Raw genomic sequence first — 15,628 nt, 5'->3', positions numbered from 1 at the left:
TGCGGGCGGCTACCGGCGCACCCGGTCTGCAGCATGCATATTTAGAACGCTGCGACTAAGTTGCACTGTAAACAGCGCCGAAATTGTACTTGATGCCGTATACGCCTGTTGATGCCGCACGCGCTTCGAAACACGATAGCGTATCCCGACAGCCCACCGCGTGCCGGGCCGGCAGCACCCATGCACGGGCTGATAGGCATCCGATTACAATGCCACGCTGCACGTGAACATCTTACCCGGCTCGACAACGATGCCCACGCCTCCTCGCGTTACGGTTCTCATTCCGGCGTTCAACGCCGAGCGCTTTGTGGGGGCCGCCATCGAAAGCGTACTCGCACAAACGTTCAAAGACTTTGAACTCCTGGTCATAGACGATGGCTCCACAGACTCGACGGCCACGCGCATTTGCACGTTCGGTCGGGATGCACGTCTGCGCGTCGTATCGCATTGCAAGAATCTCGGCCGGCCGGCGACACGCAATCATGGAATAGACCTGGCACGTGGCGAATACATTGCTTTTCTGGACGCCGACGATGTCTGTGCCCCTGAACGACTCGAGCGCCAGGTGGCCCATCTCGATTCTCATCGCCATGTCACCGGCGTCGGTAGCTGGATGTCGTCCATCGACGACCACGGTTGCCCATTGACGGATCAGACTTATGCGCTGCCGCGAGACGCTGACAATATCGCCTGCCGCATGCTTTTCGAATGCTCACTGGCACAAAGCGCGATCACGATCCGACGATCCGCGTTTACGGCATATCGCTATGACGAGAGTTTCTGGATCGCTCAAGATTACGAACTCTGGGCACGCATGATCGTGACCTGCCGATTCACCAATCTCCCAGAACCACTCACGTGCTATCGCCGCCACGCCGCTCAGGTTTCGATCACTGACACCAAATCGCAGCGCATGGCGGATCTGCAAATTCAAGCTCGGCAGTTGGCCGCCCTTGGTATCCAATACCGCGACGAAGACCTGATTCGTCACGAGTGCGTGTTCAAGTTCAAGGGGCGACGCCCCGTGCTGGAACAGACTGGCGCGCCGCTCGACGTCGACTATCTCCGGTGGGTCCGGGCGTGGCTCGAAGCGTTATTCGAGCCCAACGCGCAACGTGGCATCTACCCCGAGCCGGCTTTTACGCATATGCTCGCCGCCCGATGGCTTTTCGCCATTCGCAAGGCCGCCCGTAATAGCCCATGGCGGCTTGTGGCGATCGAATTTATCAACGCTCGATTGTTGCGTGCAGTCGGGCTTTACGCGTGGCAGAAGGTGAAAATGCAATTCACCGTGCGAAATTCCGACGTCGACGCCGCTTGATCCAGGCACGTTACGATAACGTCATCGATGCCCAATCATCCCCGCGCATGAGTTTATTTCGCAAGCCCGCCAAACCCACCCCACCGGCGCGATCGAACGGAGAGATTCTGCGCGCCTACGAAAACAACGAGAACATTACACGCGAGGAATGCCGGATTCTCTACGATCTGGTCGAGGATCCGTGGGATCTGGGCTCGGAGGTGCACTATCGATCTTACGCTCGACTGATCGAGGTCACGGCCAAATACGTGGACTGGGCCAATACCGACTGGGTTCTGGATTACGGCAGTGGCGTGGGCACATTCACCCGTGCGCTCAAGGACGCATACCCGCACATCAAGTCCATCGGCATCGATTTCGACAAGGCACGCGCTGCAGCCGACCGGCGTTTCGGCAAGGATCTGTTCGATCGATACTACGAGATGAATGCGCACGTCTCGGAATATGAGCTCGTGCGCACCGGCCTGCCGGATATGGATCTGGGGCGCCTGTGCGTCTGTTTCATCAACAGCACTTATTACATGTTCACGGAACAACGGCGACGCCAGCGCATTGCCCATTTTTCGCGGCTACTCTCGTGCTTTGAGGCTAGAGCACAGAGCGATGCCATGCGCTACCTGCTCGTGACCGCAAACAACACGGACCGCGCTGCGGTCGACGCCATCAACACGCGTGGCGCCGAACTCGTTTACCTGTCCCGCGATCTCGAACTGGCCAGCCGTGTCGAGCAGTTCAATTCCGAACTACACACGCGCGTCTGGGTCAGTTAAACCCATCGATGGGCCCGGGCGGCGAGTCTTCAATTCAGGTATCGCCGACAATCCACGCCTGCCAGAGCGCGGCTACGGCACGCCGCAGATCGCTCGCCTCGTCGGCATGCATCATGGCGCGATTGCGCTGCAAAGAATCCGCATGAATGCGCTGACGATATTGCCTGTAGGCTTTCGTGAGCGTCTTCACGTCGTCGTAATCGGCAATACCGGCTGACTCGAGTGTTTCCAGCACGCGAATCGCATCGGTAAAACGCAACAGTTCCGGGCAATCACTGCCATAGCGCAAGGCCGAGAACTGGGCGATGAACTCGATATCAATGAGGCCACCGGGCATCTGTTTGACGTCGAGCCAGTCGCCACTGCTTTCGTCCTTAACCCGGCGCATGCGGTCGCGCATTTCACAGACTTCGCGCGCGAGCTTCCCCGCATCACGCGGCTGGGCGAGCACTTCGCGCCGAATTTCTGAAAACCGTTCGCCGAGGCCGGCATGGCCGCTCACGTGGCGCGCGCGCACCAGCGCCTGGTGCTCCCAGGTCCAGGCCTGTTCCTTTTGATAGCGCGCAAATGCGTCGACGTGGGTCACCATCATTCCGGCCTTGCCGCTGGGCCGCAGCCGCATGTCGATTTCGTAGACCCGCCCCGCCGCGGTCTGCGTACTCAGAACGTGGATGAGCCGCTGTGCCAGGCGGGTGAAGAATGCCTGGTGGGTCAAACTGCGCTCGCCGTCCGTCATGGCCTCGGTCTCGCCGTCGTAGATGAACACGAGATCGAGATCCGAGGTATACCCGAGCTCCAAACCGCCGAGCTTGCCGTAGGCCACGATGGCGAACGCGGCACGTTCGCCGTTCGCGTCGCGAGGCGTGCCGTAGCGCCGTGTCATCTGGCGCCATGCCATGTCGAGGGCGGCGTCGAGAACGACTTCGGCGAGTTCGGTGAGGTGATCGGAGACGATCATCAACGGCATGGAATTACTGACGTCGGCCGCGGCGATTCGCAGGCTGGCGCTCTGCTTGAAGCGACGCAGGGTATCCATGCGCAACTCGAGATCGTCGGCATCGATACTGGCGAGATCCTCTTCCAGGCTTTCGGCGAGTTCCGCCCGGCGTGGCGGCCGGTAGAGCTGGCGCGGGTCCAGCAGACTGTCCAGTAGCGCCGGCTGATCACGCACGCGGCTGGTGATCCATTCACTGGCCGCGCAGAGCCGCATGAGCGTGGATAGTGCGGCCGGGTGCTCGACCAGCAGCGCCATGTAGGTGCTTCGCCCGACGATCGCCGAAAGCACGACAATTGTCCGGGTGAGCGCCTTGTCGGGATCGCTTGCGCGCGCGGCCGCGCCGAACAGCAAGGGGATGAGGCGCGCGATCCACCGCCGGCCGCGGTCTTCCAGCGCGCGGTAGAGGCTTTGATCCTGCATCTCGGTGAGAGCCTCGCGCACGGCATCCACATCCTGGATGCCGTACTCGGCGACGAGACGCCGCGCGGCGTCGTCATCCATGTCGCCGTCCCAGAACGCGATTAGCGACTGGCTTTGTGAATCGGGGCCTTCGTCCGCCTGCGGGGAGACAAAAACCTGCTCGAACGCCTGGTGCACGCTATCCCGGGTGTCCCGCATCGCCTGCGCGAACGCGCTCCAGTCCGGGAAGTCCATCGACTGGGCCAGGGCCTGGCGTGCCTCGTCGTCATCGGGGAGGTCGTGTGTCTGGCGATCATCCGCCATCTGCAGGCGATTCTCTGCCCGGCGCAGGAAGCGATACGCGCTGTCGAGCTCGCGCGCGGTGTGTTCGGGCAGGTGCTCGCCGTTGGCCAGCCGGGCGAGCGTCGGCAACAGACGATTGTCCTGCAGCGACGGCTCCTGGCCGCCGCGGATCAGCTGGAACGCCTGAACGATGAACTCGACTTCACGAATACCGCCACTGCCGAGCTTGATGTTGTCCTGCAATTCGGCACGCACGACCTGGCGGTCGATGAGCGCCTTCATGTCGCGGATAGACTCGAAGGTCCCGTAGTCGAGATACCGGCGGTAAACGAACGGCCGCAATCGACGAATCAGATCTCGGCCGCCCTCGATGTCACCGGCCACGGGGCGTGCCTTCACCCAGGCATAACGCTCCCACTCGCGGCCGTGCGCCTGATAGTAGTTTTCCATTGCGCCGATGCTGGCCGTGAGCGCGCCCGCATCGCCGAATGGCCGCAGGCGTGTGTCCACCCGGTAGACGAAACCCTCGGGCGTGGTTTCGCTCAGGTTCTGTACCAGCCGTCGGGCAATACGCTTGTAATAGCCGTCTGCGTCGAGGCTGTGCGCCCCGTCCGATTCGCCCGGCTGGCCGTAGGCGAAAATCAGGTCGATATCGGACGAGAAATTGAGTTCGCCACCACCCAGCTTACCCATGCCGATGACGATCATGCGCTGGGTGTCGCCCTTTGCGTCTCGTAGTACGCCGTAGCGCGCCGCAACCGAGGCCTCGGCTTCCTGCAAGGCCGCTTCGATACACCGGTCGGCCAACAGGGATAGCCCTGTCAGCGTGTCTTCGAGGCGGTCGATGCCCGCCAGGTCACGCCAGGCGATCAGCGCCATGCTCTCGTCGCGGTAGGCGCGCAAAGCGGCCATGAAATCGTCGCGGTCGACATTCGGCGCCGCGTCGATTTCCAGTGGCTGCCCGGAGTCCAGGCGCCCGGCTTCGGCCAGCGTCTCGAGCCGATCGCGGTGCGCGTCGCACCACTGCGAAAGAAAGGCGCTGGCGGGCGCGATACGCGCCAGGGTCTCGTCAATGGATGACGACTGCGAGGCTGGCATGAACTGTCCTTGAAGCAAATGACGGCAAGCCGGCTCAGCCTAGCGGCACGGCGAGCGATTGCATACCGGCGCGAACACCGCGCATAAAAAAGCCCCGCGCGAGGCGGGGCTCTTCGTTCACGCAGGGTGCGTGGAACGACATGATTTACATCATGCCGCCCATACCACCCATGCCGCCCATGCCGCTCATGTCGGGGGCGCCCTTGTCGTCCTCTTCGGGGACGTCGGCAACGGCTGCCTCCGTGGTGAGCATCAGGCTGGCGATGGAAGCCGCGTTCTGCAGCGCGGTACGGCTGACCTTGGTCGGATCGAGAATACCCATCTCGACCATGTCACCGTACTCGCCGGTGGCCGCGTTGTAGCCGTAGTTGCCTTCCTTGGAAAGCACTTCGTTGACCACCACGGACGGCTCGGCGCCGCTGTTGAACACGATCTGGCGCAGCGGCTCTTCGACCGCACGGCGCAGGATGCGGATGCCCGCGTCCTGGTCCGGGTTGTCGCCCTTGGCCTTCTCGACCGCCTTCAGGGTGCGCAGCAGGGCCACGCCGCCGCCAGGCACGATGCCTTCCTCGACGGCCGCACGGGTGGCGTGCAGGGCGTCTTCGACGCGGGCCTTCTTCTCCTTCATCTCGACTTCCGTCGCGGCACCCACCTTGATCAGCGCCACGCCGCCGGCGAGCTTGGCCACGCGTTCCTGCAGCTTTTCCTTGTCGTAGTCCGAGGAGGATTCCTCGATCTGCGCACGGATCTGCTTGATGCGGGATTCGATATCCTTGTTGGAGCCCGAGCCATCGATGATGGTGGTGTTCTCCTTGGAGATCTGAACCTTCTTGGCTTCGCCGAGATCATCCAGCGTGGCCTTCTCGAGGCTCATGCCGAGATCTTCCGAGATCACGGTGCCGCCGGTGAGCACGGCCATGTCTTCCAGCATCGCCTTGCGACGATCGCCGAAGCCGGGCGCCTTCACGGCGGCGACCTTGACGATGCCACGCATGTTGTTGACCACCAGCGTCGCCAGGGCTTCGCCCTCGACGTCTTCGGAGATGATCATCAGCGGACGGTTGGCCTTGGCCACGTTCTCGAGCAGCGGAAGCATCTCGCGGATGTTGGAGATCTTCTTGTCGTGGAGAAGGATGTAGGGGTTCTCCAGCTCGGCCTGCATCGTCTGGTTGTCGGTGACGAAGTACGGCGAGAGATAACCACGGTCGAACTGCATGCCTTCGACGACGTCCAGCTCGTTGGACAGGCCGGAGCCTTCCTCGACCGTGATCACGCCTTCCTTGCCGACCTTGTTCATCGCATCGGCGATGATCTTGCCGATGTCGGCATCGGAGTTGGCCGAGATCGAGCCGACCTGCGCGATCGCCTTCTCGTCGTCACAGGGCTTGGACAGCTTGGCCAGTTCCTCGACGGCGGCGTCCACGGCCTTGTCGATGCCGCGCTTGAGATCCATCGGGTTCATGCCCGCCGACACGGCCTTCACGCCTTCGCGCACGATGGCCTGGGCCAGAACCGTGGCGGTGGTGGTGCCGTCGCCGGCGATGTCGGAAGTCTTGGAAGCGACTTCCTTGACCATCTGCACGCCCATGTTCTCGAACTTGTCGTCCAGTTCGATTTCCTTGGCGACCGACACACCGTCCTTGGTGATCGTCGGCGCGCCGAAGCTCTTGTCGAGCACCACGTTGCGGCCCTTCGGACCTAGCGTGACCTTCACGGCATTCGCGAGCGTGTTGACGCCGCGGACCAGACGCGAGCGCGCGTCTTCGCCAAAACGTACTTCTTTAGCTGCCATTGCTAGCTTCCCCTAATACTGTGTTCGATAACGGTAGACAGGAGCGACGCGGCCTATCAGGCCACCACCGCCAAGATGTCGTCTTCGCGCATCACGACGACTTCGTCACCGTCGATCTTGACTTCGGTGCCCGAGAACTTGCCGAACATGACCTTATCGCCAACCTTGACTTCAGGCTTGCGCGTCTCGCCGTTGTCCAGCGGCTTGCCGTTACCCACGGCGATCACTTCGCCGCGCTGCGGCTTTTCGGCGGCGGTGTCGGGAATGACGATCCCCCCGGCCGTCTTCTGCTCTTCCTCGAGCCGCTTGATGACGACACGGTCATGTAAAGGACGGATATTCATGCCACCCTTCTCCTCGAAACGTTGGTTGTAGATCAAAACGTCCTGCCCGACGTGCCGAGTCGGCCGCCGGGCGAAACCGTCACCATTGACGATCTCAATCACCGCCATTGATGCGGCCACCCCGAACCCTTTCAAGAGCGCGCCGCGATTTTTTTGCGTCCTGCGGCGGTTACGGAAGCCACTGACCGGCTTGCACATTTGAAAGGGCTTCTTGTCACTTTGCACTGCAACATTTATCTTGAAGCCATCATTCATCCGTGCCGGCATTCCGCCCGGCGTTTCTGGAGGAGTCATGGCAGATAACATGCCGCGTCGCGTCGCCATTGTCGGTGGCGCCCGTATTCCCTTCTGTCGCTCGAACACGAAGTATTCCCACCAGTCCAACAAAGACATGCTCACCGCCTCGATCAAGGCGCTGTCCGAGAAGTACAAGCTCGCCGGCAAGCAGATCGGTGAAGTGGCGGCTGGCGCGGTGCTCAAGCATTCGCGCGACTTCAATCTCGCCCGCGAAGCCGTACTGGGCACGGATCTCGACCCGCACACCCCGGCGTTCGACGTGCAACAGGCCTGCGGTACCAGCCTCGAGGCCACGCTGCTGCTGGCCAACAAGATCGCCATGGGCCAGATCGACTCCGGCATCGCCGGCGGCGTGGACACCACATCCGATGCGCCGATCGCAATTAATGAAGAGTTGCGCAAGATCCTGCTCGACGTGAACCGCGCCAAGACCGGCGGCGAGCGTGCCAAACTGCTGGCCAAGGTGCGGCCGCGCCATCTCGTGCCGAGCTTCCCCGGCGTCGGCGAGCCACGCACCGGCCTGTCCATGGGCGAGCACTGCGAGCTCATGGCCAAGGAATGGAAGATCTCGCGCAAGGCCCAGGACGAACTCGCCGTGGCGAGCCACAAGAATGCCGCCCAGGCCTACGTCGACGGATTTTACGACGATCTGGTCTTTCCGTATCTGGGCGTCGAGCGCGACAACAACTTGCGCCCGGATACCAGCGTCGAACAGATGGCCAAGCTCAAGCCTGCCTTCGACAAGGAAAACGGCACTCTCACCGCGGCCAACTCCACGCCGCTGACCGACGGTGCCTCCAGCGTGCTGCTCACGAGCGAGGAGTACGCCAAGGAGAACGATCTTCCGGTACTGGCCTATTTCACCCCCTACTCGCGCACCGCAGCGGTGGACTTCGTCGACGGCGGCGAAGGCCTGCTGATGTCGCCCACCTACGCCGTTGCCGACATGCTCGACGCGGCCGGCCTGACCCTGCAGGACTTCGACTTCTACGAGATCCACGAAGCCTTCGCTGCACAGGTTCTGTGCACGCTTAAGGCGTGGGAGTCTAAGAAATACTGCAAGGAGCGCCTGGGGCGCGACACCCCGCTCGGCTCGATCGACACATCCAAGCTCAACGTGAAGGGCTCTTCGGTCGCGCTTGGTCACCCGTTTGCCGCCACCGGCACGCGCATCGTGGCCACCCTGGCCAAGATCCTCGACGAGAATGGCGGCGGTCGCGGCCTGATCTCGATCTGTGCCGCCGGCGGCCAGGGCGTGACGGCCATCCTGGAAAAGCCGTAATGCATCCGGCCGGCTGACGTACAGCCAGTGGACAGGGAAAGGCGGGCCTTCGAGCCCGCCTTTTTCTTGCGCGCTCATGAGCCTGCGCGCACTGTCTAACATCGTACGGGACAGCGTGGCACAAAGATGGCAGGATAAAGACAACCGTCGCGGGGGCGGCGGATTCTGGGGGAAAACGCGGCTATGCAGGCACGGTTCGTGCTGTAGTTTCACGTCATCGTGAAAGCCGCCGCAGTCAGACACGGCGTGACGCACGCCGTGGGGGAGTAGCAACAATGCACGAGCAAGCCAGCATCCTGTTCATCGGCCGCGCGGTGCACGCATGAGCGTCACACGCGAACACTGGGGCAGCCGCATGGGCTTCATCATGGCGTCTGCCGGCTCCGCGGTCGGGCTGGGCAACGTCTGGAAGTTCCCCTACATGGCCGGCGCCAACGGCGGTGGCGCATTCCTCATCATCTATCTCGGCTGCGTGCTGTTCTTCGGTCTGTCGCTGGTGATGGCAGAACTGGCCATTGGCCGCACCACGCAGCTCAACCCCGTTGGCGCGTTCCGCAAGCTGGCTGGCCGCGGCTGGTCGGTCGTCGGCGGTCTCGGAGTGGCGACGGCTTTCATCATCCTGTCTTTCTATATCGTCGTGGCCGGCTGGACCCTGGCCTACGTCGTGTTCATGGGCGCCGGCAGCTTCGGCGGCCTGAATGTCGAACAGAACGGAACGATTTTCACCGACTTCGTCTCCTCGCCGGTACAGCCGCTGGTATACGCGGCGATCTTCACCGTGCTGATGATCGGCGTGGTGCTCGGGGGTGTGGCATCCGGCATCGAGCGTGCCTCCAAATGGCTGATGCCGCTGCTCTTCCTGCTGCTCGTCGTGCTGGCGATACGCGCCATCACGCTGCCGGGCGCTGGCGCGGGTCTGTCGTTCTATCTCATGCCGAACTGGAGCGAGGTCACCGCCGGCACCTGGGGTGGCGCGGTCAGCCAGGCGTTCTTCTCGTTGTCGCTCGGCATGGGCGCGATGCTGACCTACGGCTCGTACATGTCCAGCGAGCAGAACCTGCCGCGTGACGCGTCCATGGTCGTGGGTCTGGATACGCTGGTTGCACTGCTGGCCGGCCTGGTGATTCTGCCGGCGGTCTTCGCTGCCGGGCTCGAGCCGGGCGCCGGGCCGGGACTTACCTTCATGACCCTGCCCGCCGTGTTCACCGAGATGCCCGCGGGGACGTTGTTCGGCATCGCGTTCTTCGTCCTGCTGTCCATCGCCGCACTCACCTCCGCGGTTTCGCTGCTCGAGGTGGTCGTGAGCTATTTCGTGGATGAAAAGGGCCTGAGCCGCCCGGCCGCGACCATCGGCGCGGGCATTGTGATCTTCTTGATCGGCGTGCCGGTCTCGCTTTCCCAGGGCGTGTGGTCCGACGTGACCATCGCCGGCAAGGGCTTCCTGGATCTGGCGGACTTCATGACATCGTCGGTGATGATGCCGGTCGGCGGTCTGTTCATCGCCCTGTTCGTGGGCTGGTTCATGGGCCCGCGGGCAGTCGAGGCATTGAAGTCACACCCCGGACAGGCCATGCCGCTCGCCGGCCTGTGGCTGTTCATCCTGCGCTTTGTTGCGCCGCTGGGCATCGCCTGGATTCTGATTCAGGGCTTTTTCGGCTAACGTCACTCAATCGCGGCCGCGGGTCGCTGTCTTTATTCTGGGGGAATCGATCATGGAAACGCTCTCCAATCTGCTGAGCACGATCAGCGGCTGGGTCTGGGGTCCGGTCATGCTGATCCTGCTGCTCGGCACCGGTATCTATCTGACCCTGGGTCTGCGCGGCATACCGCAGCGCAAACTCTTCTACGGCTTCTCGATGATGTTCGCGGGCCGCAAGCAGACCAAGGAACCGGGGGATATCACGCCGTTCCAGGCTCTGGCGACCGCGCTGGCGGCAACGGTGGGCACCGGCAACATCGCCGGCGTGGCCACCGCCATTCACCTGGGCGGGCCCGGCGCGATCTTCTGGATGTGGGTGACGGCCATCGTCGGCATGGCCACCAAGTACGGCGAGGCCGTTCTCGCGGTCAACTACCGCGAAACCAACGCCGAGGGCGCCTATGTGGGCGGACCGATGTACTACATCCGCAACGGCCTGGGCGCGAACTGGAAATGGCTGGCGTTTGCGTTCGCCCTGTTCGCCACCGTGGCGGCTTTCGGCATCGGCAACACGGTGCAGTCCAACTCGGTGTCGCAGGTGTTTCGCGATACCCTGAATGTGCCGTCGTGGCTGACCGGCCTCGTACTGGCGGCCGGCGTTTTCGCCGTGATCATCGGCGGCGTGCAGCGTCTGGCGCGGGTCACGGAAAAGCTCGTGCCGATCATGGCGATTATCTACGTCCTGGGCGCCGCACTGGTGCTGGTGCTCAATGCCGGCGAAGTGCCGGCGGCGATCGGCCTGATCTTCTCCGACGCGTTTACCGGCACGGCCGCAACCGGCGGTTTTGCCGGCGCCGGCATCATCATGGCGATCCGTTTCGGCGTCGCCCGCGGCATCTTCTCCAACGAGGCCGGCCTCGGCAGCGCGCCGATCGCCCACGCCGCCGCGCGCACGAACAGCCCGGTGCGTCAGGGTGTGGTCGCCATGCTGGGCACCTTCATCGATACCATCATCGTGTGCACCATGACCGCGCTGGTGATCATCGCCACGGGCGCCTGGTCTTCGGGCACCACCGGCGCGCAGCTGTCGGCCGAGGCGTTCACCACCGGCATGCCCGGACCGGGCGGCTGGATCGTGAGCTTCGGTCTGGTGATCTTCGCCTTCTCCACCATGCTGGCATGGAGCTACTACGGCGAACGTACCGCCGAGTACATCTTCGGCTCCAAGGTCATCACGCCTTATCGCGTGCTCTGGGTGATCGCCGTCTTCGTGGGCGCGATCGCACAGCTTGATTTCGTCTGGCTGGTCGCCGACGTCATGAACGCGCTGATGGCCGTGCCCAACCTGATCGCACTGGTACTGCTGGGCCCGGTGGTGTTCAAGCTGACCCGCGCCTACTTCAACAAGACCTAGACGCGGCCCGACAGACCGGACAGCGCGGGATGCAACCTCGTGGTTGCATCTCGCGTCATCGACCCTACGTATCGTATTCCGCAATACGATAGCGAGCGCAAATGATGAGTTCCCGCCGTGCACCGCGCCCGATCGGCGTGCTGTTCACCAACCTGGGTACACCCGACGATACCTCGGTCCCCGCGGTCAGACGCTATCTCGCGGAGTTCTTGAGCGACCGGCGGGTCGTCGACCTCAACCGCGCGCTCTGGCTTCCCATCCTCTACGGTTTCATTCTCACCTTTCGGCCCAAGAACTCGGCCGAGGGCTATCGCTCCGTGTGGATGGAAGAAGGCTCGCCGCTGCTGGTCTATGCACGCCGGCAGGTCGAACAGATCCAGTCGCGCCTCGACAGCGAACTGGAGCAGCCGGTGCACGTTGCCCTGGCGATGCGCTATGGCAACCCCTCGATCGAAGCCGGCCTGCAGGAACTGGATGCGGCCGGCTGCAAGCAAGTGCTAGTGCTGCCGGCCTATCCGCAGTATTCGGCCACCACGGTCGCCACCACCTTCGACAAGGTCAGCGAAGTGCTTGCCGACTGGGCCGAGCCGCCGGCGCTACGCCAGATCAATCGCTATCACGACGAACCGGCTTATATTCAGGCACTCGCCAATTCGGTGCGTGAACACTGGGCCGAGCACGGGCGCGGCGAAAAGCTGGTGCTGTCGTTTCACGGCATTCCCAAGCGCTACGTGAAACAGGGCGACCCCTACCCGCGCGATTGCGGCATCACCGCCCAGCTACTGGCCGCGGAACTCGGCCTGTCGCGCAACGAGTACAAGGTCTGTTTTCAGTCCCGATTCGGGCGCGAGCCCTGGCTGCAGCCCTATCTCGACGAGACCATGAAAGCCTGGGGTGCTGCCGGCATGAAAAGCGTGGACGTGATGTGCCCGGGCTTTTCCTCCGACTGTCTGGAGACGCTCGAAGAGATCAAGGAAGAAAACCGCGAGTATTTCGAGAACGCGGGCGGTGGCTCTCTGCGGTATATTCCCGCGCTCAACGCGCGTGACGATCATGTCGATCTGTTCACGCATCTGATCAAGCGCGAACTGTCCGGCTGGCTCTAGCCTGCCGGTCTGGCGACGGCGGTATCCGCTCGCCCCGCGCTGACAACCGGAACCCGCTTATATGGAGCTGATTGCCGATTTCGCCGTGAACTACGGCCTGTTTCTGGCCAAGGCTGCCACCGTGGTCATCGCCATCGGCCTGGCCGTTGCATGGATCCTGAGCATTCTGGCCGAGGCGCGGGCCGAGCGTGACGGCGAGAGCCTGCAGGTCACGCACGTCAACGATCGGCTCGAGCGCATGGCCGAAACGCTCAACGCCACCCTGCTCAACCCCAGCGAGCGCAAGGCGCGCGCCAAACGGCGCAAGGTCGAGCAGAAACAGAAGCGCAAGGCAGAAAAGCTCGGCAAGCGCCACGAGCCCGCCCGCCTTTTTGTGCTGGATTTTGACGGCGACATCCGCGCATCGGCGGTCGACTCCCTGCGCGATGCGATCACCGCCGTGCTGCAGGTGGTCGAGTCCGACGACGAAGTCATGATCCGGCTCGAGTCCGCCGGCGGCATGGTGCACAGCTACGGCCTGGCTGCCTCCCAGCTCGCCCGTCTACGCGATGCCGGCGTGCGGCTGACGGTCTGTGTCGACCAGCTGGCCGCCAGCGGCGGCTACATGATGGCCTGCGTGGGCGAGCGCATCGTTGCCGCACCGTTCGCGATCATCGGTTCGATTGGCGTGGTCGCCCAGATTCCCAACTTTCACCGTTTGCTCAAGGACAAGCAGGTGGATTTCGAACTGCATACCGCCGGCGACTACAAGCGTACCCTCACCGTGTTCGGCGAGAACACCGAAGAAGGCCGCGCCAAGTTCCGCGAGGAACTCGAGGACACCCACGGCCTGTTCAAGCATTTCGTGGCCAAATACCGGCCGGCGCTGGATATCGATCGGGTCGCCACCGGCGAGCACTGGCATGGCACCCAGGCGCTCGAGCTGGCGCTGGTCGACGAAGTCTCCACCAGCGACGACGTCATGCTCGCGGCGGCCAAGGACGGTCGCGATGTCTTCACCGTCGGCATGCGGCACAAGACCGGACTCATCGCCCGCCTGACCGAGCAATCGCGGCTGGCCATCAGCCGCGTGTTCGCAGAGAGCGGGCTCGCGCGTGTCGTGCATCGCCAGACGTGACGGCGGGTATCGAAGACTGCATGAACAGCGTGTTGCGCCAACCGGCGCAGGCAGCACTTGAACAGGGCGCGATGAAACTCGCGCGCCGCTGAGCGGTCTTAGGCAGCGGGACGATCCGGGGTACGCCGGTCGTATGGTGAACACACCAACGAGTAAGGACCTATGACGCCAACTGCTTCCTCGCGCTTCTTCGCGCTTGTCTTTTCCTGTCTGATTCTGCTGGCCGCGAGCAACGCCCAGGCGGCGGTGCCGAGCGGCATGCTCGCCGGCGACAACCCGTCGCTCGCGCCGATGCTCGACGAGGCTCTGCCCGCCGTCGTCAACGTGGTGGTCACGGGCAAACCCCAGCAGATGCCCGACAATCCGCTGTTTAACGACCCGTTCTTCCGGCGCTTCTTCGACATGCCGGACCAGCAGCAACAGCGCCGCGCGCCGCGCCAGCCCACGGCCGCGGGTTCGGGTGTGATCGTCGACGCCGGCAAGGGCTATGTTCTGACCAATCACCATGTCGTGAAGGACGCCGAGAAAATCGTCGTGCGCCTGAACGACAACCGGGAATACGACGCCGAACTGATTGGTGACGATCCCGAAACCGATATCGCCGTTCTCCAGATCGACGCCGACGACAGCCTTACCGAACTGCCGATTGCCGACTCCGACAACCTGCGCGTGGGCGATTTCGTCGTGGCCATCGGCAACCCCTTCGGCCTGCGTCAGACGGTCACCTCGGGCATCGTCAGCGGCCTCGGTCGGCACGGGCTGGGCAACCGCTACGAAGACTTCATCCAGACCGACGCGTCGATCAACCCCGGCAACTCGGGTGGCGCGCTGGTCAACCTCAAGGGCGAACTGGTCGGCATCAATAGCGCGATCCTGTCGCGTACCGGCGGCAACATCGGCATCGGCTTCGCGATTCCGAGCAACCTGGTGAACAGTGTCTACACCCAGATCGCCGAAACCGGCGAGGTCCAGCGCGCGCGTCTCGGCGTGGTCGGCCAGAACCTCACGAGCGATCTGGCGTCGGCCTTTGATCTCGACATCACCCAGGGCGTCGTCGTGGCGCAGGTCATGGACGACTCCCCCGCTGCCCGTGCCGGCATCGAGGAGCGTGACGTGATCACCCACGTCAATGGCAAGAAGATCAACGACTTCTCCGAACTCGCCAACGCCATCGGTCTGCGCTCGCCGGGCGAGAAAGTCACCGTGAGCCTCATCCGCAACGGCAAGAAGCGCGAGGTCAAGGCCACCCTGGCGAATGCTCAGGATCTCGCCACGACCGATGCCGCGGGCGATACCGGCACCGACCTGGCGCCCGGACTCGAAGGCGCCACATTCGGCCCGATCACCGAGGACAACCCGCTGGCCGGCGAAGTCGAAGGCGTCGTGGTCAAGAATGTCGAGCGCGCCAGTGCCGCCGCGCGCGCCGGCTTGCGCCCGGATGACGTGATCACATCGATCAATCGTCAACCGATCAGCGACGTCTCCCAGCTTTCCGAGCTCGCGGGGCCGGACGTCAAGCAGCTGCTGCTGCACGTGCGCCGCGGTAACGGCGCGCTGTTCCTGTTGATCCGCTGATCGCAGCCGCGCGCTGCAAGGCCCGGCCCCGCGCCGGGCCTTTTTTATGGTTCATCGCACTTTACCGGGAAACGCGGCTTTGATTTTGAGGAAGAAGTAGTCGGCGTTACGAAAGCCATAGGCTTGGCGTTTGATGACTTTAATGCGGTTGTTCATGCCTTCGAGCACGCTGGT

General features: G+C 63.2%; 12 protein-coding genes. 8 read left to right on the top strand and 4 right to left on the bottom strand.

Annotated elements, in window-relative coordinates:
- The first annotated feature begins 223 nt into the window (after nucleotides 1–223).
- Together J7355_RS16900 and J7355_RS16895 are read left to right on the top strand one after the other, a co-directional pair.
- On the top strand, nucleotides 224–1,321 hold the full coding sequence (locus tag J7355_RS16900) for a glycosyltransferase family A protein (RefSeq protein ID WP_209064802.1): 1,098 nt from the start codon (nucleotides 224–226) through the stop codon (nucleotides 1,319–1,321).
- Nucleotides 1,322–1,368: 47 nt separating this feature from the next.
- Nucleotides 1,369–2,091: a class I SAM-dependent methyltransferase gene (locus J7355_RS16895; protein ID WP_209064800.1), complete on the top strand. Its 723-nt coding sequence runs from the start codon at nucleotides 1,369–1,371 to the stop codon at nucleotides 2,089–2,091.
- Nucleotides 2,092–2,125: 34 nt separating this feature from the next.
- Here the strand turns inward: J7355_RS16895 and glnE are convergent, their stop codons facing one another.
- The 3 genes from glnE to groES all read right to left on the bottom strand — a co-directional run bounded on the left by glnE (nucleotide 2,126) and on the right by groES (nucleotide 7,024).
- Nucleotides 2,126–4,888 (bottom strand): bifunctional [glutamate--ammonia ligase]-adenylyl-L-tyrosine phosphorylase/[glutamate--ammonia-ligase] adenylyltransferase, encoded by a 2,763-nt coding sequence (gene glnE / locus J7355_RS16890; RefSeq protein ID WP_209064797.1) that lies wholly within the window; start codon nucleotides 4,886–4,888, stop codon nucleotides 2,126–2,128.
- Between the two features lie 145 nt (nucleotides 4,889–5,033).
- Nucleotides 5,034–6,680 (bottom strand): chaperonin GroEL, encoded by a 1,647-nt coding sequence (groL, locus tag J7355_RS16885; protein WP_209064795.1) that lies wholly within the window; start codon nucleotides 6,678–6,680, stop codon nucleotides 5,034–5,036.
- Nucleotides 6,681–6,736: 56 nt separating this feature from the next.
- Nucleotides 6,737–7,024 (bottom strand): co-chaperone GroES, encoded by a 288-nt coding sequence (gene groES / locus J7355_RS16880; protein ID WP_209064840.1) that lies wholly within the window; start codon nucleotides 7,022–7,024, stop codon nucleotides 6,737–6,739.
- Nucleotides 7,025–7,316: 292 nt separating this feature from the next.
- On the opposite strand from groES, the gene J7355_RS16875 reads away from it, so the two are divergent.
- The 6 genes from J7355_RS16875 to J7355_RS16850 all read left to right on the top strand — a co-directional run bounded on the left by J7355_RS16875 (nucleotide 7,317) and on the right by J7355_RS16850 (nucleotide 15,454).
- Nucleotides 7,317–8,603 carry an acetyl-CoA C-acetyltransferase gene (locus J7355_RS16875; protein WP_209064793.1) on the top strand — a complete coding sequence of 429 codons (1,287 nt, stop codon included), beginning with the start codon at nucleotides 7,317–7,319 and terminating at the stop codon, nucleotides 8,601–8,603.
- A gap of 322 nt (nucleotides 8,604–8,925) precedes the next feature.
- A complete protein-coding gene (locus tag J7355_RS16870; RefSeq protein ID WP_209064791.1) occupies nucleotides 8,926–10,263 on the top strand; it encodes a sodium-dependent transporter in 1,338 nt (445 codons plus the stop codon).
- A 52-nt stretch (nucleotides 10,264–10,315) separates the two neighbouring features.
- Nucleotides 10,316–11,656 (top strand): sodium:alanine symporter family protein, encoded by a 1,341-nt coding sequence (locus J7355_RS16865; protein WP_209064789.1) that lies wholly within the window; start codon nucleotides 10,316–10,318, stop codon nucleotides 11,654–11,656.
- A gap of 104 nt (nucleotides 11,657–11,760) precedes the next feature.
- The gene (gene hemH, locus J7355_RS16860) at nucleotides 11,761–12,762 is read left to right on the top strand and encodes a ferrochelatase (RefSeq protein ID WP_209064787.1); all 1,002 of its coding nucleotides are present in this window, start codon (nucleotides 11,761–11,763) and stop codon (nucleotides 12,760–12,762) included.
- Between the two features lie 61 nt (nucleotides 12,763–12,823).
- The gene (gene sohB, locus J7355_RS16855) at nucleotides 12,824–13,879 is read left to right on the top strand and encodes a protease SohB (protein ID WP_209064785.1); all 1,056 of its coding nucleotides are present in this window, start codon (nucleotides 12,824–12,826) and stop codon (nucleotides 13,877–13,879) included.
- Nucleotides 13,880–14,041: 162 nt separating this feature from the next.
- Entirely contained in the window at nucleotides 14,042–15,454 is a 1,413-nt protein-coding gene (locus J7355_RS16850) for a DegQ family serine endoprotease (RefSeq protein WP_209064783.1), read from the top strand.
- Between the two features lie 51 nt (nucleotides 15,455–15,505).
- Here J7355_RS16850 and J7355_RS16845 read toward each other — a convergent pair.
- Nucleotides 15,506–15,628 (bottom strand): transposase (locus J7355_RS16845; protein WP_209060178.1); only part of this gene is annotated, 123 nt, incomplete at its 5' end.

Origin of the sequence: Endozoicomonas sp. G2_2, from assembly GCF_017744135.1 — a bacterium.
In the GTDB taxonomy this organism is placed as follows: domain Bacteria; phylum Pseudomonadota; class Gammaproteobacteria; order Nevskiales; family Salinisphaeraceae; genus Salinisphaera.
Note: the sequence above shows the minus strand (reverse complement) of the source record. Positions and strands in the feature narration are given on the sequence as shown.

Bases quoted from the DNA above. Each gene is read 5' to 3' on its own strand.
- J7355_RS16895 (WP_209064800.1), top strand. From the start codon at position 1,369: ATGAGTTTATTTCGCAAGCCCGCCAAACCCACCCCACCGGCGCGATCG.
- glnE (WP_209064797.1), bottom strand. From the start codon at position 4,888: ATGCCAGCCTCGCAGTCGTCATCCATTGACGAGACCCTGGCGCGTATC.
- groL (WP_209064795.1), bottom strand. From the start codon at position 6,680: ATGGCAGCTAAAGAAGTACGTTTTGGCGAAGACGCGCGCTCGCGTCTG.
- groES (WP_209064840.1), bottom strand. From the start codon at position 7,024: ATGAATATCCGTCCTTTACATGACCGTGTCGTCATCAAGCGGCTCGAG.
- J7355_RS16875 (WP_209064793.1), top strand. From the start codon at position 7,317: ATGGCAGATAACATGCCGCGTCGCGTCGCCATTGTCGGTGGCGCCCGT.
- J7355_RS16870 (WP_209064791.1), top strand. From the start codon at position 8,926: ATGAGCGTCACACGCGAACACTGGGGCAGCCGCATGGGCTTCATCATG.
- J7355_RS16865 (WP_209064789.1), top strand. From the start codon at position 10,316: ATGGAAACGCTCTCCAATCTGCTGAGCACGATCAGCGGCTGGGTCTGG.
- hemH (WP_209064787.1), top strand. From the start codon at position 11,761: ATGAGTTCCCGCCGTGCACCGCGCCCGATCGGCGTGCTGTTCACCAAC.
- sohB (WP_209064785.1), top strand. From the start codon at position 12,824: ATGGAGCTGATTGCCGATTTCGCCGTGAACTACGGCCTGTTTCTGGCC.
- J7355_RS16850 (WP_209064783.1), top strand. From the start codon at position 14,042: ATGACGCCAACTGCTTCCTCGCGCTTCTTCGCGCTTGTCTTTTCCTGT.